Genomic DNA, 22,430 nt, shown 5'->3' on the forward strand with positions numbered 1-22,430 from the left:
CGAAGCATAGAATAACATCTCCTCTTCACTGTCATGTACCTTTACCATGCCCTGGCGGAGCTGTTTTAAAACATGAAAAAGAGCGCCGGCATGAAGCTCCGGCGCTCTCACGCGATTAAGAATCAGCACGCAGCGTGAGTAAGACGACTGACATTGGCGGGAGTTTTACTTTCAGTTTGTTTTTGTTGAGCGTGTATTGGCTGAAAGATTCCGGTTTGACGTGATGAGGATCGTCAAACGTGTTATGCGCATTCATTTTGTCAGCCGTCAGAATGACTCCGGAATGGTCCGCTGTCTTGTGAATGCCTCTCAACTCGATCTCAGCCTCCGCTTTGTTTTGGTGATCAATGTTGCAGATCGTGATATTGATATCGCCTTCTGCATGTTTCGAGGCTGAAATACTGATTTGCGGCAGCGTTTCACCCTTCCATTCATAGTCAGCAGACGTTGTTTCAGTGTTTAAAAGAGAAGCGTCCTGGTGTACCTTAAACATATCAAATACATGGTACGTCGGTGTCAAAAGCATCCGCTCTCCCTCAGTCAAAATCATCGCTTGAAGAACGTTTACTGTTTGGGCGATGTTGGTCATTTGCACTCGGCGGCAATGCTGATGGAAAATGTGGAAATGAGAAGCCGCCACCAGTGCATCACGAATGGTGTTTTGCTGATACAGGAAACCAGGGTTCGTGCCTGGCTCAGGATCAAACCACGTGCCCCATTCATCAATAATCAGCCCGACCCGCTGCTCCGGATCGTACCGGTCCATAATCGTGCCGTGTTTTTGAATCAATTCATCGATGTATTTGGCTTTTTTCATCGTAATGAACCATTCATCCTCTGTGAATTCTGTGGCTGATCCTTTGCCTTTCCAGAAATCACCCGGAATCGTGTAATAATGAAGACTCAATCCGTCCATCAGGCCAGCTGCTTTTTTCATGAGCACGTCCGTCCAATGAAAATCGTCCACATTTGCGCCGCCTGCAATTTTGTATAGTTCATTCCCGCTGTAATTGCGGACATAGGTTTGAAAACGCCGATACAGATCTGCGTAGTATTCAGGATGCATGTTGCCGCCGCAGCCCCAGTTTTCATTGCCCACGCCGAAATATTTCAGCTTCCAAGGCTCCTCTCTTCCATTTTGTTTTCTCCAGTCTGACATCGGCGTGCCTTCTTCAAACGTCATATACTCGATCCATTCCGCCATTTCCTGAACCGTTCCACTTCCGACATTGCCGCAAATATAAGGCTCGCATTCAAGCAGCTCGCAAAGCATCATAAATTCATGCGTTCCGAATTCATTTGATTCAATTGTACCGCCCCAGTGCGTGTTAAGCATCGTCTTACGGTCACCGACACCATTTGCCCAATGGTATTCGTCCGCAAAACACCCGCCCGGCCACCTGAGGACAGGAATATTCAGCTGTTTGAGCGCTTCCAGCACATCCTTTCGTATTCCGTTTATGTTGGGAATGTTCGAGTCCGTTCCGACCCAAATGCCCTCATAAATCCCTCTTCCTAAATGTTCCGCAAAATGACCGTATATATTTTTGTTAATGGTTCCTTTTACAATATCTGTTTGGATCACTGCTTGATGTTCAGACATGCATGATCATTCCTTTCATACGAATATGAAAAGCACCACAGTCAAATATGTGATCTGTCTTTTGCCTGAGGAGTCAGCATGAATGTAAGCGCTTTTAAAGTAACCATATTATATATGTTCGTACATGTCAACGACATTTTTTATAAAATTTATATTTGTACGTATGTATTCATATATATAAAAACCCCGAACTTCAGCAGTCCGGGGTTTCCTTTACGAGTGTATATTTAATTGTTTGAATTCCTCAGTTAATAACGGGACGACTTCAAATAAATCGCCTACGATGCCGTAATCCGCTATTTTAAAGATATCCGCTTCGGGGTCTTTATTGATGGCGACTATCACCTTGCTGTTTGACATGCCGGCCAAATGCTGGATGGCGCCGGAAATGCCGCAGGCAATGTACAAATCCGGGGTAACGACTTTCCCGGTCTGCCCGATTTGGAGAGCGTAATCGCAATAATCAGCGTCACACGCCCCGCGAGATGCCCCGACTGCGGCCCCCAGCACCTCGGCAAGCTCATGCAGCGGCTGAAATCCTTCCTTGCTTTTGACTCCGCGGCCGCCCGCAACGATAATTTTGGCTTCGGAGAGATCAACGCCGTCCGCTGTTTTTTTCACGACTTCTTGGATAACGGTGCGGAGGTCAGTAAGAGAAACATCAACGCTTTCGATATTCCCCGACCTGCTGGCGTCTTTTTCTGAAGCTTGAATATTATTAGGGCGAATCGTTGCAAAAATCAGCGGATCGGTTGAAATGACGCGTTCAAATGCTTTCCCCGAGTAAACCGGCCGCGTGAACACGACATTCTCTCCGGTAACGCTTACATCTGTAGCATCTGAAATTAAGCCTGTTTGCAGCCGGGCCGCGAGCTTCGGTGAAAGGTCTTTGCCCATGGCCGTGTGCCCGCATATGACTGAATCGGGTTTTTCTTGGTCAATAATGGCCCTCATGACCTGGCTGTATCCGTCTGCCGTGTATGCTTTCAGCTTCGGATCCTCAGCTGTGAGAACTTTATCGGCTCCGTAATGGATAAGCTCTTGTGCAAGGCTTTGTACATTTTCTCCGATGAGAACACCGATGACTTCTCCATCGCCTGAAATGGTTCTTCCTGCAGCTAATGCTTCAAAGGTGACATTCCGCAATTCTCCATCGCGAATTTCTCCGAGTACGATCACTTTTTTTCCCATTCTAACATCCCCCTGTTTCTTTGAATGTCCAAGCTTTAAATGACTTTAGCTTCGCTGCGGAGCAATGAGACGAGCTCTTTTGCCTGTTCGGCAGGCTCACCTTGGAGAAGCTTCCCGGCTTCTTTTTTCGGCGGCAGAAAACGTTCAATGGTTTTCATCTTAGGTTCGGCATCCTCTTCGTCCAGATCAAGATCATCAAGTTCTAGTTCTTCAAGCGGTTTTTTCTTGGCCTTCATAATTCCCGGAAGCGATGGATAGCGCGGTTCGTTTAAGCCCTGCTGAGCTGTGACAAGCAATGGGAGTGTCGTTTTGATTTTTTCAACATCCCCTTCGACGTCCCTTTCTGCTTCTGCATCAGTGCCGCTGATTTCGAGTTTGGTGATCGTTGTGATGCACGGAATGTCCAGTAGCTCGGCAAGCCGAGGCGCTACTTGTCCTGAACCTCCGTCAATGGCAACATTTCCGCCGAGAATCAAATCAAACTCCTGATCCTTCATATAGTGGTATAAAACTTGAGAAATGGAATATTGGTCGGGCTCTTCGAGATCATCTTCTATGTTGATTAAAACGGCTTGGTCACATCCCATGGCAAGCGCAGTGCGCAGTTCCTTCTCCGCTTCTTCGCCGCCGACAGTGACGGCGGTGATCGTGCCGCCGTGCTTTTCCTTTAGCTGGATGGCTTCTTCTATCGCGTACTCATCGTATGGATTAATAATCCATTCCGCTCCGTCATCCTGAATCTTTCCTGCTTCAATGACGATTTTTTCTTCTGTGTCAAACGTCCGTTTCATCAGTACAAATAGATTCATGATCATATCCCCTTTTATTCGCCTTTGAACTGAGGCTTTCTTTTTTCGAGAAATGCCTGGATGCCTTCTTTGGCGTCCTCTGACTCAAATGCTTCTCCAAACCGTTTTGCTTCAAGCTTTAAGCTGCCTTCATAGGAATACACCTTATTGGAATAAAGAAGCTCAAGTAGAGATGCCAGCGTTTGCGGGCTTTTTTCTGCAAACTTAGCGGCAAGTGCTTTTGCTTTTTCAAGCACTTCTGCTTCATCTTTTGCTCCAAGTGACACAAGTCCGAGATCAAGCGCTTCTTTTCCGGATATCGGTTCTCCTGATCCGATGAGCTCTAGTGCTTTGGCTGTACCGACATATCTCGGAAGACGCTGTGTTCCCGCAAAACCCGGTATAATACCGAGGTTAAGTTCCGGAAGCCCCAGCTTGGCGTCTTCTGCCGCAATTCTGATATGACAAGCCATCGCAAGCTCCAGCCCGCCTCCAAGAGCAGCACCGTGAATCGCCGCGATAATCGGTTTTGGGAAGCCTTCAATTCTTTCCATCAGCTGCTGGCCGCGCTCAGCCAGCAGTGAGGAATCTTCATTGCCTTTAAGCGATGTAAATTCTTTAATATCAGCCCCGGCTGAGAAAAATCTTCCCTCACCGTGAATGATAATGCTTCGTACGCCTGCATCTGTCTCACATTGATCAAGACAGGAGGACAGCTCTTCTAATATCCGGGTGGAAAGCGCATTTGCCGGCGGATTGTGAATCGTCAAGACTGCCACAAATTGATCAACCGCAAGTGAAATTGCATTCATAGGACAGAACCCCTTTACTTATTGTGAATTCCGGACACCAACAATTCTAAAACGCTGTCTGACAAGGCAGCGAGATCGTACTTTTGGTCATTCATAACCCAAGTTGTCACGGTTTCGTCAATCGTTCCAAAAATCATCTGCCGGGCGAGGCGGACATCGAGGCCTTCTTTTAATTCGCCTGATTGTATGCCTTCCATCAAAATACTATCCAAAATATTTAAGTAGCCTTTTAATATTTCATTGATTTTCTGGCGCAGCTCCAAGTTTGACTGGCGGAGCTCAAGCTGAGTGACAATCGCGAGATTATGATCATCCGCTAAAAGGGAAAAATGCTTTGAAATCACAAGCGCCAGTTTCTCTTTCGCTGTTGTCTTTTCTTTTATGTCCTCTTCCATCCGCTCAATAAATTGGCCCATTTTTTCTTTGAAAAGAGAAATTAAAATATCTTCTTTGTTTTTGAAATAGAGGTAGATGGTGCCGTCCGCCACTCCGGCTTGTTTGGCAATTTTGGATACCTGTGACTGGTGGTAGCCGTTTTCCGCAATGACTTCTACTGCTGCATCAATAATCTGCATATACTTTGGCCGTTTTTGCTTCAATGTTCATCGTTCCTTCCTATAGAAATGAATGACTATTCATTCATAATTTCATGATAAAAAGGATTTTCGGCTTTGTCAAGTTTATTCGCAGGTATTCTCTTTTTCTTATGTCATTTGTCATTTGTTATTTGACATGATGATTTTCGGCTTCTTCAAGTAAACGCCTTCTTAAAATTTTTCCGACTGCCGTTTTCGGCAGCTCTTTTCTGAACTCATAGGCTTTCGGCACCTTGTAGGGAGCGAGGCGGGATCTCGCGAAAGTGTCCAGTTCTTCTGCATCAGCTTTTGCGCCTTTCTTTAACACGACAAATGCTTTTACTGTTTCTCCTCTATAGGAATCAGGCACACCGGCAACCACAATTTCCTGGATGGCTTCATGTTCATAAAGCGCTTCTTCTACTTCACGCGGGTAAATATTGTAGCCGCCGGCAATGATGATGTCCTTCTTCCTGTCGGCAATATAGAAAAAGCCCTCTTCATCCATATAGCCCATGTCGCCGGTGAACAGCCAGCCGTCTCTCAGTACAGCGGCAGTTTCCTCCGGTTTGTTCCAATATCCTTTCATGACTTGCGGACCTTTTACAATGATTTCTCCATGCTCATATGGAGCGGCATGCTTACCCATCTCTTCCGAATAGATCGCGGCGTCAGTACTCGGCCAAGGACAGCCAATACTGCCTGGCTTGTTTTTCCCCCAGATAAAATTGGCATGTGTCACTGGGGATGCCTCAGACAAGCCGTAGCCTTCCACAAGCTTTCCGCCAGTTACCTTTTCAAATTTCTGCTTTACCTCCACAGGCAGTGCGGCTGATCCGCTAAGACAGCTTTTAATGGATGACAGATCATAATGCTGCAATTCGGGGTGATGCAAAAGGCCAATGTAAATTGTCGGTGCGCCCGGAAAGAGCGTCGGTTTTTGTTTGTCGATGATTTTGAGCGTTTCGAGCGGATCAAACTTAGGAAGAAGAATCATTTCGAAGCCTAGTTTAATCGAATAATTCATCACTGCCGTCAGTCCGTAGACATGAAAAAACGGGACGATGCCAAGCACTTTTTCAGCCCCTTCCTTCACATCGTACATCCAAGCGGAGCACATTTCAGTATTGGCCAAAATATTTTGGTGCGTGAGCATGACTCCTTTTGGAGCCCCCGTTGTTCCTCCGGTATATTGGAGGACAGCTATATCATGTTCAGGATCGATCTTCGGGATTGTCAGGAGCTCAGTTTTTTCCTCCTTCATGCTGGAAGCGAACATGTGAATGTGATCTTTTCTGTCAAAGTCGATGTGCACTTTTTGTTTTTGCGTCAGCGGGTAAAGAATATTCTTCGGAAAAGGCAAATAATCTTTTACGCTGGTGATCAAAATCTGATCTACAATTGATAACGTTTTCATTTTTATTGCCTTTGGGAAAAGCAAATCTAAGGTGATGATCACGCTCGCCTCAGCATCTCTCAGCTGGTATTCAAGCTCGTACTCGGTATAGAGCGGATTCGTCTGCACCACGATGCCACCGGCAAACAAAACGCCATAATAAGAAATCACTGCTTGCGGGCAATTGGGCAGCATGACAGCCACTCTGTCTCCTTTTTGCAGGCCATTGCCCTGCAAAAAAGCTGCGAGTTTAAGAGCATCCGTCAGAATGTCATGAAAGGTGAGTTTTTTTCCATAAAAAGATATTGCGGTTTTGTCAGGGAATCGTGCGGCGGAGTCTGTCAGGATGGATTGCAGGGTTTTGTTCGGCAATGGAAGCTCATGCGGGATATCGTCGGGATACTCGGCAAGCCACGGCTTTTGAGACTGCATAAAACCTCCCCTTTCGGTTTTAGAGTTCCACCCTATCATTATAGCAGATGGACGGCAAAAAAAAGAAAAAGAAAGGTAAATCTTTCTTTTTCTCATAATACGAACAGATATATAAGACCAATTAACAAAAAGATTCCCGCCGCGGCGAGCAGTACTTTTGCAAGCTTTTCCATCTATTCTCCGTCCCCTTATATTCCGGCTGCCACCACAAATGAAAGCCCGACAGAAATGACAAATGAAATAAAGCCGACAGCCCGGTTATCATTTTCGATTTCCTTATCAATTTTAAACCGCGGAGTCAAAAACTCAAAAATAAAGTAGCTTAGCAGAAGCATAACAAATCCGTAAACGCCCCAGCCGATCATTTGCAGCAGAGAATTGTGCTGGGAGATGGAATGCTGAAATACGTTTGCAATTCCTAAAATTTTTCCGCCGGTTGCCATTGCCACCGCAAGATTTCCTTTTTGAATCTCTTCCCAGTTTTTATAAGCCGTCACCAGCTCAAACACAGTCAAAAAGAGGACGAGGCAGAGAACCGCGACACTGTAATACGCCGCGATTTCCACAAGCTCGTTTTCCCAAAAATCACTCATGGCCATACTCCCTTTTATTTTAGTTCAACAACCGTAACGCCTGATCCTCCCTCACCTGCTTCACCGAAACGGGAGCTTTTGACGCTGCGGTGGTTTTTCAGAAGATCCTGCACGCCTTTTCTTAAAGCGCCGGTTCCTTTTCCGTGGATGATTGACACTCTTGGATATCCGGCTAACACTGCATCGTCCAAGTATTTTTCAACACGGCTTAGGGCATTTTCATAGCGTTCGCCGCGAAGATCAAGTTCAAGCGATACGTGATAATCCTTTCCCTTGACCGCCGTAATGATTTTTTCTTTTTTTGGTTCCGGAGCAGATTTGATAAACTCCAGGTCTTTTTCTTTAACTTTCATTTTTAATATGCCGATTTGAACATTCCACTCATTGCCGCCGGTTTTTTCAAGCAGTGTTCCTTTTTGCCCGAAGGTGAGGACTTTCACCTCATCACCTGGCTTGAAGTCACGTTTTTGCGTTTTCGTTTTTTCCGGTTTTTTGGACTTTTCAAAAGTAGGAACTGCGCCTTCTAACCGTTTCTTCGCGTTGATCAGTTCGTGATCCTTGAAGGATTTGTGTTCTTCTTTTATTGAGCGCAATTCATGAATAATGTCTTCGGCTTCTTTCATTGCCGCTTTTACTTTATCAGCCGCTTGCTGTTCAGCCTCCTCGAGCATTTTGTCTTTTTTGCTGTTGAGCTCGATGATTTGCTGCTGCAGCTCTTTATGCAGTTTTTCTGCTTCTTTTCTAATTGATTCTGTCTCAGAAAGCTCTTCTTCCGCACGTTTTTTGCTTTGTTCCAGCGACGCAATCATCGTATCGACTTCGTTATGCTCGGCCGTCATTTCTGACTTCGCCTGCCCGATGATATGGTCCGGGAGCCCAAGGCGTTTTGAAATTTCGAAGGCGTTGCTTCGTCCCGGCACACCAATTAAAAGTTTATAGGTCGGCGACAGCGTTTCGATGTCAAATTCCACACTGGCATTCATGACGCCTTCTCTGTTATAGCCGTACGCCTTCAATTCCGGATAATGCGTCGTGGCCAACACTCTTGCATGAGTGCGGTGCACGTCATCCAAGATGCTCATAGCGAGGGCCGCCCCTTCTTGCGGGTCTGTCCCTGCGCCCAGCTCATCGAAGAGCACTAGGCTGTTTTCATTGACCTGTTCTAAAATGCCGACAATGTTCACCATATGGGATGAGAACGTACTTAAGCTTTGCTCAATCGACTGTTCATCGCCGATATCAGCGAATACATGTTCAAATACCGCGGCTTCTGATCCTTCATCTGCCGGAATATGAAGACCGGATTGCGCCATCAAGGTTAACAGGCCTAACGTTTTAAGGGTGACTGTTTTCCCCCCGGTGTTTGGCCCTGTAATGACAATGGTTGAAAAGTCGCCGCCAAGCTCGATGTCATTGGCAACCACCTGATCAGGCGGAAGCAATGGATGGCGGGCTTTTTTCAAACGGACAAAGCCGTTGTCGTTCATGATCGGTTTTGTCGCTTTAACCGCTTTTGCGTATCTTGCTTTTGCAAAAATAAAGTCAAGCGTCTGCAGTACGTGCAAATCTTGAAAGAGCTCTTCTGTGTGCTCCGCCGTTTGCTCTGTCAGCACGCGCAAAATCCGTTCAATTTCTTGTTTTTCTTTCACTTTCGCCTGCTGAAGCGAGTTGTTCATATCTACAATTGCCTGTGGTTCAATGAACAGTGTCGCGCCTGAGGAAGAAGTGTCGTGCACAATTCCTCCGTAGCTTGATCTGTACTCTTGTTTGACTGGAATCACAAAGCGGTCATTCCGAATCGTAACGATCGTATCAGAAAGCATTTTTGAAGCGGAAGAGGAGCGCAGCATTGACTCTAACCGGTCTCTGATTCTCGATTCAAGTGTTCTGAGCTGTGTGCGGATTCCTCTCAATGTTTCCGACGCGTGATCAAGCACTTCTCCGTGATCATCAATGCAGGAATTAATGTCCCGCTCTAAATCGGACAGCGTGATAAGCTGTTCAGTATGCTGTTGGATCAGCGGAATGTCGACGCCATCTTCAGCCATTTGGCTGATAAAATGTTTCATTTGTTTAACTGCATAAAGCAGTCCTGAGATTTCAGTGAATTCTGAGGGACTGAGAACGCTGCCGATTTCCGCCCGTCTTAACGCTCCTCTGATATCAGTAAGGCCGCCAAATGGCGCCTGGCCTCTCAGCCTGATAATGGCAGAAGCTTCGTCTACTTCATCCAGCTGTTTTTTGATTTCGTCTATAGAAGCAGAAGGCTTAAGCTCGAGAAGCATTTCTTTTCCGAGCGATGAAGCGGCATGCTCAATAACCTGTTCTTTCACTTTATGAAATTCAAGAGCTGATAATACTTTTTGCTGCACGATTGTGTGAGCCTCCTTACTTAATCGTTGCGCTTCAGGAATGCCTCTACGTCTTCAAGTGACCGGGCATTCAGAACGTTTTTCGTTTCCGTCCATCCTTTGCGCGCGGCAGTAACGCCGGTTTTCATATCGTCTAACATCTCAATATTATGGGCATCGGTATTAATCACCAATGTAACCCCTTGTTCGTTTGCTTTGATTAAATGTTCTGTGCGCAGATCGAGACGCGCAGGATTGGCGTTGAGTTCAAGCGCCGTATTTGTTTTCTTCGCAAGCTCAATCAGCTTATCAATATCAATTTCGTAACCGGCCCGTCTGCCGATCAGGCGTCCGGTCGGATGTGCGATAATGTCAACATGCTTGTTGGTCAGTGCCGTCTCAAGCCGTTTCATAATGACGTGTTCCGGCTGATTAAAGCTGGAATGAATCGATGCAATGACGATATCCATTTCCGCCAGCACGTCGTCATCATAATCAAGCGTGCCATCAGGCAGGATATCCATCTCGACACCTTTCAAAATACGGAAATTCTCAAATTCACCATTGAGCGCGTCAATTTCTTTTGCCTGCTGCTTGAGCCTTTCTGCAGTCAGCCCGTTGGCGACCTTTAAATATTGCGAGTGATCGGTGATTGCCATATATTGATAGCCTTTATTCATGCATGCTTCAGCCATCTCTCTGATCGAAAACGCACCATCGCTCCACGTTGAGTGCATGTGGAGATCTCCTTTGATTTGCCCGGGCTCTATCAGTTCAATGCTGTCGCTGTATGTTTCCACTTCTTGCCCGCTTTCACGGAGCTCCGGCGGAATCAGCGGCAGGCCGAAGTGCGCATAAAATTCACGTTCACTCGGGAATGTTTTGATGTCTCCGGTTTCAACTGTCTCGACGCCGTATTCACTGATCCGCTCGCCGCGTTCTTTCGCGATTTGGCGCATCTTAATATTGTGATCCTTTGATCCCGTAAAATGATGAAGTGTTGTCGGAAACTGCTCTTCCGTCACAAGACGGAAATCGACGCTAGTTTCATATTCAAAGGAAAGGATGACAGATACCTTCGTATCTCCGCTCGCGATCACGCTTTTGATATTTGGCAGAGCAAGAAGCTGCTCTCTTACTTCAGCCGGGTGATCTGTGGCAATGATATAATCCAGATCCTTCACCGTTTCCCGCGCTCTGCGGAGACTTCCGGCACGAGAAAATTTGATGATATCCGTAAATTGAGAAAGGTGCTCTTCAATGTCCCGGGCGATCCGAAGGGCGTAGCCGATCGGGAACCGTTCAGGCTGTTTTCCGGCTTCTCCGAGCGCCTGTAATATTTTTTCTTCTGATTTTTTGCCGAAGCCCGCAAGACCTTGTACCTTTTGCTGTTCACAGGCTTCCTTCAGGGACTCTGCATCATGTACGCCGAGCTCTTTATACAGCTTTGCGATTTTTTTGCCGCCAAGCCCTGGCAGCTTCAATAAAGGCACGAGCCCTTCCGGCACTTCTTTCTGCAGCGATTCGAGCGTGCTTGACTTTCCTTCATCTATATACTCTTTAATGACGCTGTACGTTCCTTTTCCAATTCCGGACAGCGACATCATATCGTCCATTTCTGATAAGCTGCGGTCGTCCTGTTCCAGGGCTGCCGCTGCTTTTCGGAAGGCGGATACTTTAAACGGGTTGTCCCCTTTGAGTTCCATGTAGACTGCAATGGTTTCAAGCAGCCGGATAATGTCTTTTTTATGCATACAATAACCCCCAGACGTTCACATATGTTTCCATCATACTCGAAAAAAACTTCTCCGGACAAGAGAAGTTTTTTATGCCCCGTACTGTGTCCACAGCTCTTCTAAAAGCCCTGACAAATACGGTGTATGGTTAATGATCACATTTGCGAGAGACGATTGCCCCATCATTTGCTGCAAAGCATCTACCGGAAGCACGGATGCGACATACAGCAGCACAAATGTCAATAAATAGACTTCTAGAAAACCGAGAACGGCGCCCAGCACCTGGTTGATTTGTTTGATCACCGGAATGCCGGCGACAATACTCAGGAATGAGCCGATGATTCTCAGTAAGATTTTAGCGATGATAAATAAAACGATAAACGCAATCGCATTATAATAGGCTGCTTCCAAATTTCCCGTAAAAAAAGAAAGAGCCGGCTGTCCCGCTGAAAAGTCGGGTGCGGGAATCCACTTTAAATGCGGCGCCACATTTTTATAGAATAAAGCCGCAAAGGCGATCGATAAAATAAAGCTCGTCAAGCGGATAAACTGCAGGATAAAACCGCGTTTTAACCCCAGTAAAGTCCCCATCAGGAGCAAGATTAAGATGATGATATCTAGCATAGTTGTTCAATCCTTTTCTTTAAGCTGACGCTCCAGTTTCTCATATTTCTCTTGTAATTTGACATAATCGTGCACCACATTTACCGCTGTCAGCACTGCAAGTTTATTTATATCAAGGTATGGATTTTTTTCATTGATTTCTCTCATTTTATCATCAACAATTCCGGCGACATACCTCATATGGGCTTTGCTTTCTTCACCGACAATCGTGAAGTGCTGGCCGTAAATGTCAACGGTTGTTTTTGTTTTTTTGCCGTCAGACAACGTTTCTCCTCCATTCCGCGAGAATCCTAGTTCTTATCATAACACGTTTATTAAATGAATGGAAAGACGAGCCTCCCGCTGTTATGATACACTGGTATATACAGCGAAAAGTGTAAAAAAAGGAGATTATTACGTGTCCCATTCTGTGATAAAAGTATCGTTGTCTGCTATTGACCAAATGAAAACGACGTACAGCGGTTCGCTTACTGCCTCTGTTCCGCAGGGAGCCGTTTTTCAGGCGAAACCGCCAGGCTGTACCATTACAGCATATAAATCCGGCAAGGTCTTGTTTCAAGGCAAAAACGCAGCTGCAGAATCCGCGCGCTGGGGAACAGCAGAGCCGCAGGAAAAGAAGAAAACGGCCAAAAAGCCGGCTGACCCCCGTTATGCCCCTCCGGCAGATATCGCCGGCATGTCTGTTATCGGCTCTGACGAGGTCGGAACCGGAGATTACTTTGGCCCGATGACGGTTGTATGCGCGTACGTCGACAAAACAATACTTCCTTTAATGAAGGAACTCGGTGTTAAGGACTCTAAAGACTTAAAGGATCCGCAAATCATTGAGATTGCCCGAAACCTGATCAAAACCATTCCATACAGCCTGTTGGTTTTAAAGAATGAAAAGTACAACAGCATGCAGGAAAAAGGCATGAGCCAAGGGAAAATGAAAGCTTTGCTGCACAATCAAGCCATAACCCATTTGTTAAGAAAAATGGATGGGGTAAAGCCTGAGGCCATTTTGATTGACCAATTCGCTGAGCCAGGCGTCTACTTCAATCATTTAAGGGGCAGAGACATTGTGAGGGAGCGGATCTATTTCAGCACAAAGGCTGAAGGCATTCACTTGTCAGTCGCCGCTGCTTCAATCATTGCAAGATATTCGTTTTTAATGGAAATGGATAAACTGTCGCGTGAGGCAGGAATGCCACTTCCGAAAGGGGCCGGCCCGCACGTGGATGAAGCGGCAGCCAAGCTGATCCTCAAAAAAGGGGCATCTGCTCTCAGAACCTTTACAAAACTCCATTTTGCCAATACACAGAAAGCACAGCGCCTTGCCGATAAAAAACGCTCATAGAAAAAAGCTTGCAGAGAAATCTGCAAGCTTTTTTTATTAGCCTCTCAAAACAGCCTGATATGTGTCTTCTAACGCTTTCAGCACTTTGCTGTGCGCCTTTGTCACTTCTTCTTCAGTCAGTGTTTGTTCAGGGTTGACATATTGAAGTGAGAAAGCGACTGACTTTTTGCCTTCCTCCATATGCTCGCCTTCGTATACGTCAAAGACGGATACTTCTTTCAGAAGCTGGCCGCCAGCCTCTTTAATGATGCTCTCGAGCTGACCGCTTGTGACGGATTTATCTGTTACAAGCGCGATATCACGTGTCACAGACGGATATTTTGGAATCGCCGTGTAAACAAGCGGCGCTGTATCCGCTGCGAGCAGTGCATGAAGATCAAGCTCAAACACGTATGTCTCTTTTATATCCAGTTCTTTTTCCAATGAAGGATGGACTTGGCCGATGAAGCCGATAAGAGAACCATTCAATAGAATGTTCGCTGTTCTGCCCGGGTGCAGCTGTTTGCGTTCAGATTGAACAAATTCAATGCTGTCGAGGACGTTCAGTTTGTCTAACAGCCCTTCCACAATTCCTTTGGCGACAAAGAAATCAACCGGTTTTTTCTCGCCCTGCCACAGCTGCTTGCGCCATAATCCGGTAACAGCTCCTGCCACGCGTTCTGTTTCAACAGGTTTTGTGTCCTCTTCCTTCGTCAGGAAAACGGATCCGACTTCGTACAGTGCGACTGAGTCCGCCTGTCTCGCCAGGTTGTAAGAAACGGACTCAAGCAGATTAGGAACAAGACTGTGTCTGAGAATGCTTCTTTCTTCACTCATTGGAAGCGCAAGCACAGTGTTCAGTGATTTTTCAATCGCAAACGCTGCCGCTTTCTTTTCGTTTGTCAGTGAGTAAGTGATAGCTTGTGACAAGCCTGCGCCTTCAAGAAAACGTCTGACCTTACGGCGCTTTGCCTGATATGGCGTTAATCCGCCAGTTGTTCCTGCTGTCTCAGGAAGCGTGGACGGAATGTTATCGTAGCCGTACAATCTTGCCGCTTCTTCAATTAAATCCTCTTCGATTGTAATGTCACCGCGGCGTGATGGTACGGTCACAACGAGAAGGTCATTCGCTTCACCGACAGTAAAACCGAGACGCTTGTAAATGCCGATGAGTTCTTCTTTGCTGATTGTCATGCCGAGAACGCTGCTCACTTTGTCAGCAGATACATGAATGTTATTTGCTTCGATTGTCAGGTGATCTTCCTCAACCGTTCCAGTGAGCACTTCACCGCCGGCATACAGATGGATCAGCTGTGCAGCCCGTTCTGCTGCAAGACGTACGCGGGCCGGATCAATGCCTTTTTCAAATCTTATGCTTGATTCACTTCTCAAACCAAGGTCTTTGGAAGCCTTTCGAACTGTCTGTCCATTGAAATACGCAGCCTCAAGCAAAATCGTTTTCGTATCTTCCTGAACTTCTGACTCTGCTCCCCCCATGACACCGGCAACGGCTTGCGCTTTCGTTCCGTTCGTAATGACAAGGTGATCGGCAGAAAGCTTTCGTTCTTGATCATCAAGGGTTACGATCGTTTCATTTTCAGCTGCTTTTCTTACTACAACTTCCTTGGAGCCGAATCTATCATAATCAAACGCGTGAAGCGGCTGTCCGTATTCCAGCAGGACAAAGTTTGTGATGTCGACGACATTGTTGTGCGGGCGAATCCCTGCATTCATCAGCTTCGTCTGCATCCAAAGCGGTGACGGAGCAATCGTGACGTTTTTAATGATTTTTGCAGTGTACAGCGGGTTCGCTTCTTGATCTTCGACTTTGACAGCGATGTAATCAGACGCTTGTTCTGAAGCAGCCGGATAATCCGTTTTCGGAAGTTTTACCTCTGTATCTAAAATCGCTGCAACCTCGTAAGCAACACCAAGCATGTTCATGGCATCCGCGCGGTTTGGCGTTAAACCAAGCTCAAGAATCGCATCGTCAAGCTGTAAAGCCGCTAAGGCATCCCTTCCTGTTTCAGCGTCATTCGGGTATACGAAAATGCCTTCCGCATACTCTTTCGCCACAAGCTTGCTTTCAATGCCAAGCTCCTGTAAAGAACAGATCATGCCGTTAGATTCTTCACCGCGAAGCTTTGCTTTTTTGATTTTGAAATTGCCCGGAAGCACTGCTCCGACTGTTGCAACTGCGACTTTTTGCCCTTTATCCACATTCGGCGCGCCGCAAATGATTTGTACAGGTGCATCCGCTCCGATATCCACAAGGCACTTATTCAGCTTATCAGCATTCGGATGCTGCTCGCGCTCCAGCACGTGGCCGATAACAACGCCTTTGATGCCTTCCCCTTTGTATTCAATTCCTTCAACTTCGATACCGGCTCTTGTAATTTTCTCAGCAAGAACAGCCGGGTCCATGCCTTTTATATCAACATAATCCTCTAACCATTTATAAGAAACAAACATCCTAGCATCCTCCTCTTACGCCTGTTTAAACTGCGAAATAAATCTGACATCATTTGTATAGAAGTGGCGGATATCATCAATGCCGTATTTCAGCATCGCGATGCGCTCAACACCCATTCCGAATGCGAAGCCCTGATATTCCTTCGGATCAAAGCCTGCCATTCTCAGCACGTTCGGGTGAACCATGCCAGCACCGAGGATTTCGATCCAGCCTGTTCCTTTACATACTGAACAGCCGTTTCCTCCGCACTTAAAGCATGTTACGTCTACTTCTACTGAAGGCTCAGTAAACGGGAAGAAGCTTGGGCGGAGTCTGATTTCACGGTCTTGCCCGAACATTTTTTTCGCAACGAGTTCAAGCGTTCCTTTTAAATCACTCATGCTGATGTTTTTATCAACGACAAGCCCTTCAATTTGCATAAATTGGTGAGAGTGCGTCGCATCATCGTTATCGCGGCGGTATACTTTACCCGGACAAATGATTTTCACCGGCCCTTTGCCTTCATGCTTTTCCATCGTCCGTGTTTGCACAGGAGAAGTTTGCGTTCTCATCAAAGTTTCCTCTGTGATGTAAAAGCTGTCCTGCATATCGCGCGCAGGGTGTTCTTTCGGCAGGTTGAGTGATTCGAAGTTGTAGTAATCCGTTTCAACCTCAGGTCCTTCCTCGACTGTGTAGCCCATACCGATAAATAAATCTTCAATTTCTTCAATGACAACAGTGAGCGGATGGCGGCCTCCGACTGCGACAGGGTTCCCAGGCAGCGTGACGTCGATTGTCTGTCCAGCAAGCTTCTGCTTCATTTCCTCTTCCTCAAGCTTCTCGTTTTTGACAGCAATTGCATTGGCGATACGCTCTCTTACTTCATTCGCGAGCGCGCCCATTTTCGGACGTTCCTCAGCAGAAAGTTTGCCCATTCCACGCAGCACTTCTGTAATCGGCCCTTTTTTTCCGAGATATTGCACCCGAATATCATTGACAATCTTTAATGAGCTTGCCGCTTCTACTTGTTCTAAAGCTTCTTGTTCCAGCTGTTTTAGCTTTTCTTCCATTTTGCATCCTCCTTTTATGTAAACAAACCGTCATATGTCTTTGGAAAATAAAAAAAACCCGCCCCTTATACAAGGGACGAGTTGTGGCCGCGGTACCACCCTTATTTCAGACAGACTAATGCTGTCGTCAGCTTCATTGACATAACGGAATCAGATTCCGGTTCACCTTTACGCGCAGTGTACGCGGTCCCGGCGACAACTCAAGAGGTGAAGCCAATTTCCGGCTGCGTTAAAAATGCTCTCAGTCAGCGGCATTTTCTCCCTGGAAAGCAGTTGATCAGAAATTGAGGTCCTCTGTCACGGTTTTTGAAATATTATGTTCTATTATAGAGAAATCCACCGCTTGGCGCAACACTATCCTCGCAAGTGATACATGAGGATGGCAGCCGCAATGGCAACGTTCAGTGATTCCGCCTGTCCGTAAAGCGGCACATACAGGTTCAAGTCCGTTTTTTCCAGCAAGGCGGCATCCACCCCTGCCCCTTCATTTCCTACAATAAGCCCAAAGGATTCAGCCTGGGACATGTCCCGGTACGGCGCCCCGTTTTGCAGCGCCGTGCCGTACACTTTTACGCCCTCTGCCTTCAATTCATCCACATAAGTATGCAGGTTTCTTCTCACCACAGGAATATGAAAGTGAGATCCTTGCGCAGATCGCAGTGTTTTTCCGTTATAAGCGTCCGCCGTGCCGTCACCGAGCACAACCGCATCTAAACCGGCCGCATCAGCCGTCCGAATCATCGTGCCGAGGTTTCCCGGGTCTTGAACAGCGTCAATCAGCAGCACCCGCTGAGGCGACGCCAGTTTTTCTTCAGGCATATGGCACACAGCGGCGATCTGCTGCGGCGTTTCGGTTTCAGTAACAGCTGAAAACGCATCCTCACTCAGCACGTAGCACTGGATGCTCACATCAAGATCTGACGGCATTTTCGTTTCATCCTTTACAAGGATTTCTTTCACCATGCCCGGGCTCTTCAACGCCTCTTCAACAAGATGTTCTCCCTCTATCAGAAATGTATTCGTTTTTGTTCGTTCTTTTTTCGTGTGAAGCTTTTTCCAATCCTTCACTTTTTGGTTTTTTGCCGATTCTATTTGTTTCACTGTCTGTGTGGCTCTCCTTTTTTTAACATGATGTTATTATATCGCAAGATCAGCACATAATAAACCAGGTGCAGGGTTAGAATATACGTATTACATTTTAGGAAAAGGAGCGTTTTACATGGATCTTAATTTACGTCATGCCGTCATAGCCAATGTAACTGGCAATAATCAGGAACAGCTTGAGCATACAATCGTGGATGCGATTCAAAGCGGTGAAGAAAAAATGCTTCCAGGGCTCGGCGTTTTATTCGAGGTTATCTGGCAGCACGCATCCGAAAGTGAGAAAAACGAAATGCTAAAAACGCTTGAAGGCGGATTAAAACCCGCCCAATAAGACTCATGAAACCGGGTGACAGCGCCCGGTTTTTTTCTTATATAATAGAAACATGATGAGGAGGAACGCCATGTTTTTACAGCCGTTATTAGCGAAAAAAATCATTGCTGAAGTCAAAAAAATGTACGAACGTGAAGTCATTATTGTGAACACAGACGGCCTTATTATGGCAAGCACAAATGATGAGCGGGTCGGACAATTTCATGAAGGAGCGCTCATCTGCGCAAAAGAGAAACGCAACGTCATTATTACAAAAGAAGATGAAAAGAGACTAAAAGGAGTGAAAGCAGGTCTGAATCTCCCTGTATTTTCTGACCGTGATGTGATCGCCGTCTTCGGGCTCACAGGTGAGCCTGCTGAGATTCAGCCTTACGGGGAGCTGCTTCGGAAAATGACAGAGCTGTTCATTAAGGAATCGTGGCATTTAGAGCAGTCCCAATGGCATGAGAGAATGCTGGAGTCCTTTATGATCGATTGGCTGCAATTAAAAGAGTGGTCTCCCGGTTTTCTTGAGAAAGCCCAGCTTCTCGGTGTTGACCTTTCCTCCCGGCGCCAAATGATTCTCATTCAAGGATATGAGTGGTCACCTCATGATATTAAGCAAATGACACATATCTGGAAATCTGCGTACCCTTCGGATTTGTTCATCAGGTGGGGAAATGAACGGATTCTGATTAATCACGAAGTGCCAAAGCATGAACAAAGGGATCGGCTTTTGCGGAAGCTCCTTTATATTTGTTCGTTTGCTCATACCGCAAATAGCCGATTTGCGGCAGCTGGTGCCGGAAGGCCTGTGGCAAGCTCCAGCCTGACGGACTCATACGAGCAAGCGGAAAAAGCGCTGGCTGTCAGCCTTAAGCGAAAAACGCCCATCTTCGAAGAGGATCTGAAGCTTGATATGTGCCTGACTGAGATCAGCCCGGGTACCCGAAATGAATTTCCGCAAAGAGTATTCCGGGAGGCGCTTCAGCATCAGGAGCTTATGTATACCATACGGACTTTCTTTCATCACGATTTGTCTTTGAAACAAACCGCTAAAGACATGCATATTCACATCAATACATTGCGTTATCGCCTGTCTAAGGCTGAACAGCTGACGGGTTTGCGTTTTGACTGCACAGAGGATATTGTCACGATGTATGTTGCACTCTATTTTTTAGATCAAGATACAAAATAAAGAGAGTTTCAGTTTCATTTTTTGTATGTTTCTCCATGGAAGGCTTTGCTTTTTTTCTTTTACAATAGATTGAAAGCGTTTTTTGACAGGGGGATGGGTGAAATGATCACCAAAGATGTAAAAGAACAGCTGATCCGAATCGTCGGACCGGAAAACTTTGATGACTCCAATGCCGGCCGTCTCGTCTATTCATATGATGCGACGCCGCAGTTTCAGTCTATGCCTGATGCCGTGATTGCACCGAGGAATACAGATGAAATATCACGAATTTTAGCGATTTGCAGCGAACATGAAGTGCCGATCGTTCCAAGAGGATCAGGGACAAACCTGTGCGGCGGCACGTGCCCGACTGAAGGCGGACTAGTTCTTCTCTTTAAGCATATGAACCGGATTCTTGAGATTGATGAAGAAAATTTGACCGCCACAGTCCAGCCGGGCGTCATTACGCTGGATATGATCCGCGCAGTTGAAAGCAAAGGTTTGTTTTATCCACCTGATCCGAGTTCTATGAAAATATCAACCATAGGCGGAAACATCAATGAAAATTCCGGTGGGCTCCGCGGATTAAAATACGGCGTCACCCGCGACTATGTCATTGGACTGGAGATTGTGCTCGCAAATGGAGACATCATCCGCACCGGCGGAAAACTCGCAAAGGATGTGGCCGGATACGATCTCACACGCCTTTTTGTCGGCTCAGAAGGAACACTCGGCATCGTGACAGAAGCCATCGTCAAACTCGTTCCAAAGCCGGAAACAAAGAAGACGCTGCTTGCTCTTTATGAAAATATCGATGCCGCTGCTCAAACCGTATCAGACATCATTGCCGCAAAAATCATACCCGCCACGCTGGAATTTCTCGACCAGCCTACACTTTTGGTCATTGAGGATTATGCCAAAATCGGACTTCCGACAAACGCAAAGGCCGTTCTGTTAATTGAGCAAGACGGGACGCTTGAAACCGTTGCACGGGATATGGAAAAGATTGAGGCGATCTGCAAAAAAGGCGATGCTGTTTCCGTTCAGACCGCCCAAACGGAGGAGGAAGCATTTGCCCTGACTGAAGCCCGGCGTTCTGCGCTTTCTGCCCTAGCCCGCCTCAAGCCGACGACCATTTTAGAGGACGCGACCGTTCCTCGCTCAGAAATCGCCAATATGGTAAAAGCCATTAATGATATTGCCGCCAAATACGGTATTTCCATCTGCACCTTCGGCCATGCGGGAGATGGGAACCTTCACCCGACATGCACGACAGACATAAGAAATGAGGATGAGATGGAGCGTGTCGAACAGGCTTTTGCCGAGATTTTTGAGAAAGCGATTGAACTTGGCGGCACGATTACCGGAGAGCACGGGGTCGGGGCCATGAAAGCGCCCTACTTGGAGATGAAGCTGAAAAAAGAAGGCATTGCCGCGATGAAAGCGATGAAAGCGGCATTTGATCCCCGTAACATATTAAATCCGGGCAAAGTGTTTGCGAAAGACGCCAGAAAACGTGTGGTGACGGAAAGATGACAACAAATAAAGAAATGAAACAGATCCAAGATGAATTCAAAGAGCGTATGGATGAAGGCGAGCTTTTGAATTGTATGCGCTGCGGCTTCTGTCTTCCTTCCTGCCCGACCTATATCGAATCGGGGTTTCAGGAAACTCACTCTCCGCGCGGGCGCATCGCCTTAATGAAAGCCGTAGCTGACGGTATGATTGAACCGGATGAAGATGTCGAACGTTCGCTATCACTTTGCCTCGGCTGCCGCGCCTGTGAACCTGTATGCCCGTCAGGCGTGAAATACGGACAGCTGCTTGAGGAAGCCAGAGATATTATCCACCAAAATAAAAAACATTCGCTCGGCGCACGTGTCATGCGAAAGGCGGCTTTTCACGAGCTGTTTCCGCATCAAAACCGCATGCGCTCAGCAGTAAGCCTTATCGGTTTGTATCAGCGGTCAGGAATGCAAACCGCTGTGCGTAAAACCGGTATGCTTCGCGTCCTGCCTGAGCATTTGCGGACGATGGAAGCTGTTCTACCTGATGTCCCTAAAAGTAAAGACATGAAGCATCGGCCGCGTTTACTGCCGTCAATCGGCCCCATGAAAAAACGGGTCGCCTTTTTTTCCGGCTGCTTAATGGATACAATGTTTTTACCGACCAACAATGCCACACTGAAGCTGCTACAGTTGGCAGGCTGCGACATTGTCATTCCGCCTGAACAGGCTTGCTGTGGGGCACTGCATGGTCACAGCGGTGAAAAAAACGCGGGGAAAGAGCTCGCTAAACAAAATATTGCTGCTTTTGAAGCGTTAGACGTGGATGCTGTCATTACAAACGCAGGAGGATGCGGAGCCTTTCTCACTGAATATGATCATTTGCTGAAGGATGACCCCGAGTGGTCGGAGCGGGCCACTGCATTTGTTCAGAAGCTGAAAGATTTTTCATCCGTTTTGGTTGAACTCGATTTTCATCAAATGGACTTAGCGCTCGAGACGCCCCAGGTCATTACCTATCAAGATTCATGCCATCTAAGAAATGTGATGCATACGTCGCTCGAGCCCCGCCAGCTTCTTCAAAGCATCAAGGGGGCCGAATTCAGAGAAATGGAGAAAGCAGACAGCTGCTGCGGATCAGCGGGAATTTATAACATCGTGGAAGCTGAAATGTCTATGAAAATACTGGACAGTAAAATGGCTGCCGTCAAAGCAACCGAAGCGATCGTCATTGTGACAGCAAATCCCGGTTGCCTGCTGCAGATGAAGCTCGGCATTGAGCGCGAAGGACTAAGCGGTAAAGTCAAAGCCGTTCACCTTGCTGATTTGCTGCTGGAAGCAGCTGGACACAAAACATCATAAGAAAGCCCAAAACAGAAATTGTTTTGGGCTT

General features: G+C 46.7%; 20 protein-coding genes. 6 read left to right on the forward strand and 14 right to left on the reverse strand.

Annotation, left to right across the window (positions count from 1 at the left end; genetic code table 11):
* Nucleotides 1-115: 115 nt before the first annotated feature.
* The 11 genes from abfB to zapA form a co-directional block, all read right to left on the reverse strand.
* A complete protein-coding gene (gene abfB, locus GYO_RS36315; RefSeq protein WP_014114700.1) occupies nucleotides 116-1,603 on the reverse strand; it encodes an alpha-L-arabinofuranosidase AbfB in 1,488 nt (495 codons plus the stop codon).
* A 213-nt stretch (nucleotides 1,604-1,816) separates the two neighbouring features.
* On the reverse strand, nucleotides 1,817-2,794 hold the full coding sequence (etfA, locus tag GYO_RS36320) for an electron transfer flavoprotein subunit alpha (RefSeq protein WP_014114701.1): 978 nt from the start codon (nucleotides 2,792-2,794) through the stop codon (nucleotides 1,817-1,819).
* A gap of 35 nt (nucleotides 2,795-2,829) precedes the next feature.
* On the reverse strand, nucleotides 2,830-3,603 hold the full coding sequence (gene etfB / locus GYO_RS36325; protein ID WP_003222492.1) for an electron transfer flavoprotein subunit beta: 774 nt from the start codon (nucleotides 3,601-3,603) through the stop codon (nucleotides 2,830-2,832).
* Between the two features lie 14 nt (nucleotides 3,604-3,617).
* Nucleotides 3,618-4,394 carry an enoyl-CoA hydratase gene (locus tag GYO_RS36330; protein ID WP_014114702.1) on the reverse strand — a complete coding sequence of 259 codons (777 nt, stop codon included), beginning with the start codon at nucleotides 4,392-4,394 and terminating at the stop codon, nucleotides 3,618-3,620.
* A 14-nt stretch (nucleotides 4,395-4,408) separates the two neighbouring features.
* Complete coding sequence (gene fadR / locus GYO_RS36335) at nucleotides 4,409-4,993, reverse strand: fatty acid metabolism transcriptional regulator FadR (RefSeq protein ID WP_003222489.1); 585 nt, start codon at nucleotides 4,991-4,993, stop codon at nucleotides 4,409-4,411.
* A gap of 124 nt (nucleotides 4,994-5,117) precedes the next feature.
* Entirely contained in the window at nucleotides 5,118-6,797 is a 1,680-nt protein-coding gene (gene lcfA, locus GYO_RS36340; protein ID WP_014114703.1) for a long-chain-fatty-acid--CoA ligase LcfA, read from the reverse strand.
* A gap of 188 nt (nucleotides 6,798-6,985) precedes the next feature.
* Nucleotides 6,986-7,390 (reverse strand): DUF350 domain-containing protein, encoded by a 405-nt coding sequence (locus GYO_RS36345; protein WP_003222485.1) that lies wholly within the window; start codon nucleotides 7,388-7,390, stop codon nucleotides 6,986-6,988.
* Between the two features lie 14 nt (nucleotides 7,391-7,404).
* On the reverse strand, nucleotides 7,405-9,762 hold the full coding sequence (locus GYO_RS36350; protein ID WP_014114704.1) for an endonuclease MutS2: 2,358 nt from the start codon (nucleotides 9,760-9,762) through the stop codon (nucleotides 7,405-7,407).
* Between the two features lie 20 nt (nucleotides 9,763-9,782).
* Nucleotides 9,783-11,495 (reverse strand): DNA polymerase/3'-5' exonuclease PolX, encoded by a 1,713-nt coding sequence (gene polX, locus GYO_RS36355; RefSeq protein WP_014114705.1) that lies wholly within the window; start codon nucleotides 11,493-11,495, stop codon nucleotides 9,783-9,785.
* Between the two features lie 72 nt (nucleotides 11,496-11,567).
* Complete coding sequence (locus GYO_RS36360) at nucleotides 11,568-12,101, reverse strand: CvpA family protein (RefSeq protein ID WP_014114706.1); 534 nt, start codon at nucleotides 12,099-12,101, stop codon at nucleotides 11,568-11,570.
* Between the two features lie 6 nt (nucleotides 12,102-12,107).
* Complete coding sequence (zapA, locus tag GYO_RS36365) at nucleotides 12,108-12,365, reverse strand: cell division protein ZapA (RefSeq protein WP_003237682.1); 258 nt, start codon at nucleotides 12,363-12,365, stop codon at nucleotides 12,108-12,110.
* A 133-nt stretch (nucleotides 12,366-12,498) separates the two neighbouring features.
* On the opposite strand from zapA, the gene rnhC reads away from it, so the two are divergent.
* Nucleotides 12,499-13,440, forward strand: coding sequence for a ribonuclease HIII (gene rnhC / locus GYO_RS36370; RefSeq protein WP_014114707.1), 942 nt, complete (start codon nucleotides 12,499-12,501; stop codon nucleotides 13,438-13,440).
* A gap of 36 nt (nucleotides 13,441-13,476) precedes the next feature.
* Here the strand turns inward: rnhC and pheT are convergent, their stop codons facing one another.
* Together pheT and pheS are read right to left on the reverse strand one after the other, a co-directional pair.
* Complete coding sequence (pheT, locus tag GYO_RS36375) at nucleotides 13,477-15,891, reverse strand: phenylalanine--tRNA ligase subunit beta (protein ID WP_014114708.1); 2,415 nt, start codon at nucleotides 15,889-15,891, stop codon at nucleotides 13,477-13,479.
* 15 nt (nucleotides 15,892-15,906) lie between these two features.
* Complete coding sequence (gene pheS / locus GYO_RS36380; RefSeq protein WP_014114709.1) at nucleotides 15,907-16,941, reverse strand: phenylalanine--tRNA ligase subunit alpha; 1,035 nt, start codon at nucleotides 16,939-16,941, stop codon at nucleotides 15,907-15,909.
* 81 nt (nucleotides 16,942-17,022) lie between these two features.
* Between pheS and GYO_RS43480 the strand changes: the two genes are divergently transcribed.
* Nucleotides 17,023-17,229 carry a hypothetical protein gene (locus GYO_RS43480; protein ID WP_072182844.1) on the forward strand — a complete coding sequence of 69 codons (207 nt, stop codon included), beginning with the start codon at nucleotides 17,023-17,025 and terminating at the stop codon, nucleotides 17,227-17,229.
* Between the two features lie 66 nt (nucleotides 17,230-17,295).
* On the opposite strand, the gene GYO_RS36385 is transcribed toward GYO_RS43480, so the two are convergent.
* The gene (locus GYO_RS36385; RefSeq protein ID WP_014114710.1) at nucleotides 17,296-18,042 is read right to left on the reverse strand and encodes a TrmH family RNA methyltransferase; all 747 of its coding nucleotides are present in this window, start codon (nucleotides 18,040-18,042) and stop codon (nucleotides 17,296-17,298) included.
* A gap of 118 nt (nucleotides 18,043-18,160) precedes the next feature.
* Between GYO_RS36385 and sspI the strand changes: the two genes are divergently transcribed.
* The 4 genes from sspI to GYO_RS36405 all read left to right on the forward strand — a co-directional run bounded on the left by sspI (nucleotide 18,161) and on the right by GYO_RS36405 (nucleotide 22,399).
* A complete protein-coding gene (gene sspI / locus GYO_RS36390; RefSeq protein WP_003222464.1) occupies nucleotides 18,161-18,376 on the forward strand; it encodes a small acid-soluble spore protein SspI in 216 nt (71 codons plus the stop codon).
* 70 nt (nucleotides 18,377-18,446) lie between these two features.
* Nucleotides 18,447-19,553, forward strand: a complete 1,107-nt coding sequence (locus GYO_RS36395) for a CdaR family transcriptional regulator (RefSeq protein ID WP_014114711.1) — start codon at nucleotides 18,447-18,449, stop codon at nucleotides 19,551-19,553.
* A gap of 102 nt (nucleotides 19,554-19,655) precedes the next feature.
* Complete coding sequence (gene glcD / locus GYO_RS36400; RefSeq protein ID WP_014114712.1) at nucleotides 19,656-21,068, forward strand: glycolate oxidase subunit GlcD; 1,413 nt, start codon at nucleotides 19,656-19,658, stop codon at nucleotides 21,066-21,068.
* Nucleotides 21,065-22,399 (forward strand): (Fe-S)-binding protein, encoded by a 1,335-nt coding sequence (locus tag GYO_RS36405; protein WP_014114713.1) that lies wholly within the window; start codon nucleotides 21,065-21,067, stop codon nucleotides 22,397-22,399. Before glcD ends, GYO_RS36405 begins: the two co-directional genes overlap by 4 nt.
* Nucleotides 22,400-22,430: the final 31 nt, after the last annotated feature.

Origin of the sequence: Bacillus spizizenii TU-B-10 (genome assembly GCF_000227465.1) — a bacterium.
Classification (GTDB): Bacteria; Bacillota; Bacilli; order Bacillales; family Bacillaceae; genus Bacillus; species Bacillus spizizenii.

Coding starts and splice junctions, on each gene's coding strand:
- glcD (WP_014114712.1), top strand. CDS start 19,656: ATGATCACCAAAGATGTAAAAGAACAGCTGATCCGAATCGTCGGACCG.
- pheT (WP_014114708.1), bottom strand. CDS start 15,891: ATGTTTGTTTCTTATAAATGGTTAGAGGATTATGTTGATATAAAAGGC.
- GYO_RS36395 (WP_014114711.1), top strand. CDS start 18,447: ATGTTTTTACAGCCGTTATTAGCGAAAAAAATCATTGCTGAAGTCAAA.
- GYO_RS36330 (WP_014114702.1), bottom strand. CDS start 4,394: ATGAATGCAATTTCACTTGCGGTTGATCAATTTGTGGCAGTCTTGACG.
- sspI (WP_003222464.1), top strand. CDS start 18,161: ATGGATCTTAATTTACGTCATGCCGTCATAGCCAATGTAACTGGCAAT.
- GYO_RS36405 (WP_014114713.1), top strand. CDS start 21,065: ATGACAACAAATAAAGAAATGAAACAGATCCAAGATGAATTCAAAGAG.
- GYO_RS36360 (WP_014114706.1), bottom strand. CDS start 12,101: ATGCTAGATATCATCATCTTAATCTTGCTCCTGATGGGGACTTTACTG.
- pheS (WP_014114709.1), bottom strand. CDS start 16,941: ATGGAAGAAAAGCTAAAACAGCTGGAACAAGAAGCTTTAGAACAAGTA.
- etfB (WP_003222492.1), bottom strand. CDS start 3,603: ATGAATCTATTTGTACTGATGAAACGGACGTTTGACACAGAAGAAAAA.
- etfA (WP_014114701.1), bottom strand. CDS start 2,794: ATGGGAAAAAAAGTGATCGTACTCGGAGAAATTCGCGATGGAGAATTG.
- polX (WP_014114705.1), bottom strand. CDS start 11,495: ATGCATAAAAAAGACATTATCCGGCTGCTTGAAACCATTGCAGTCTAC.
- abfB (WP_014114700.1), bottom strand. CDS start 1,603: ATGTCTGAACATCAAGCAGTGATCCAAACAGATATTGTAAAAGGAACC.
- GYO_RS36345 (WP_003222485.1), bottom strand. CDS start 7,390: ATGAGTGATTTTTGGGAAAACGAGCTTGTGGAAATCGCGGCGTATTAC.
- lcfA (WP_014114703.1), bottom strand. CDS start 6,797: ATGCAGTCTCAAAAGCCGTGGCTTGCCGAGTATCCCGACGATATCCCG.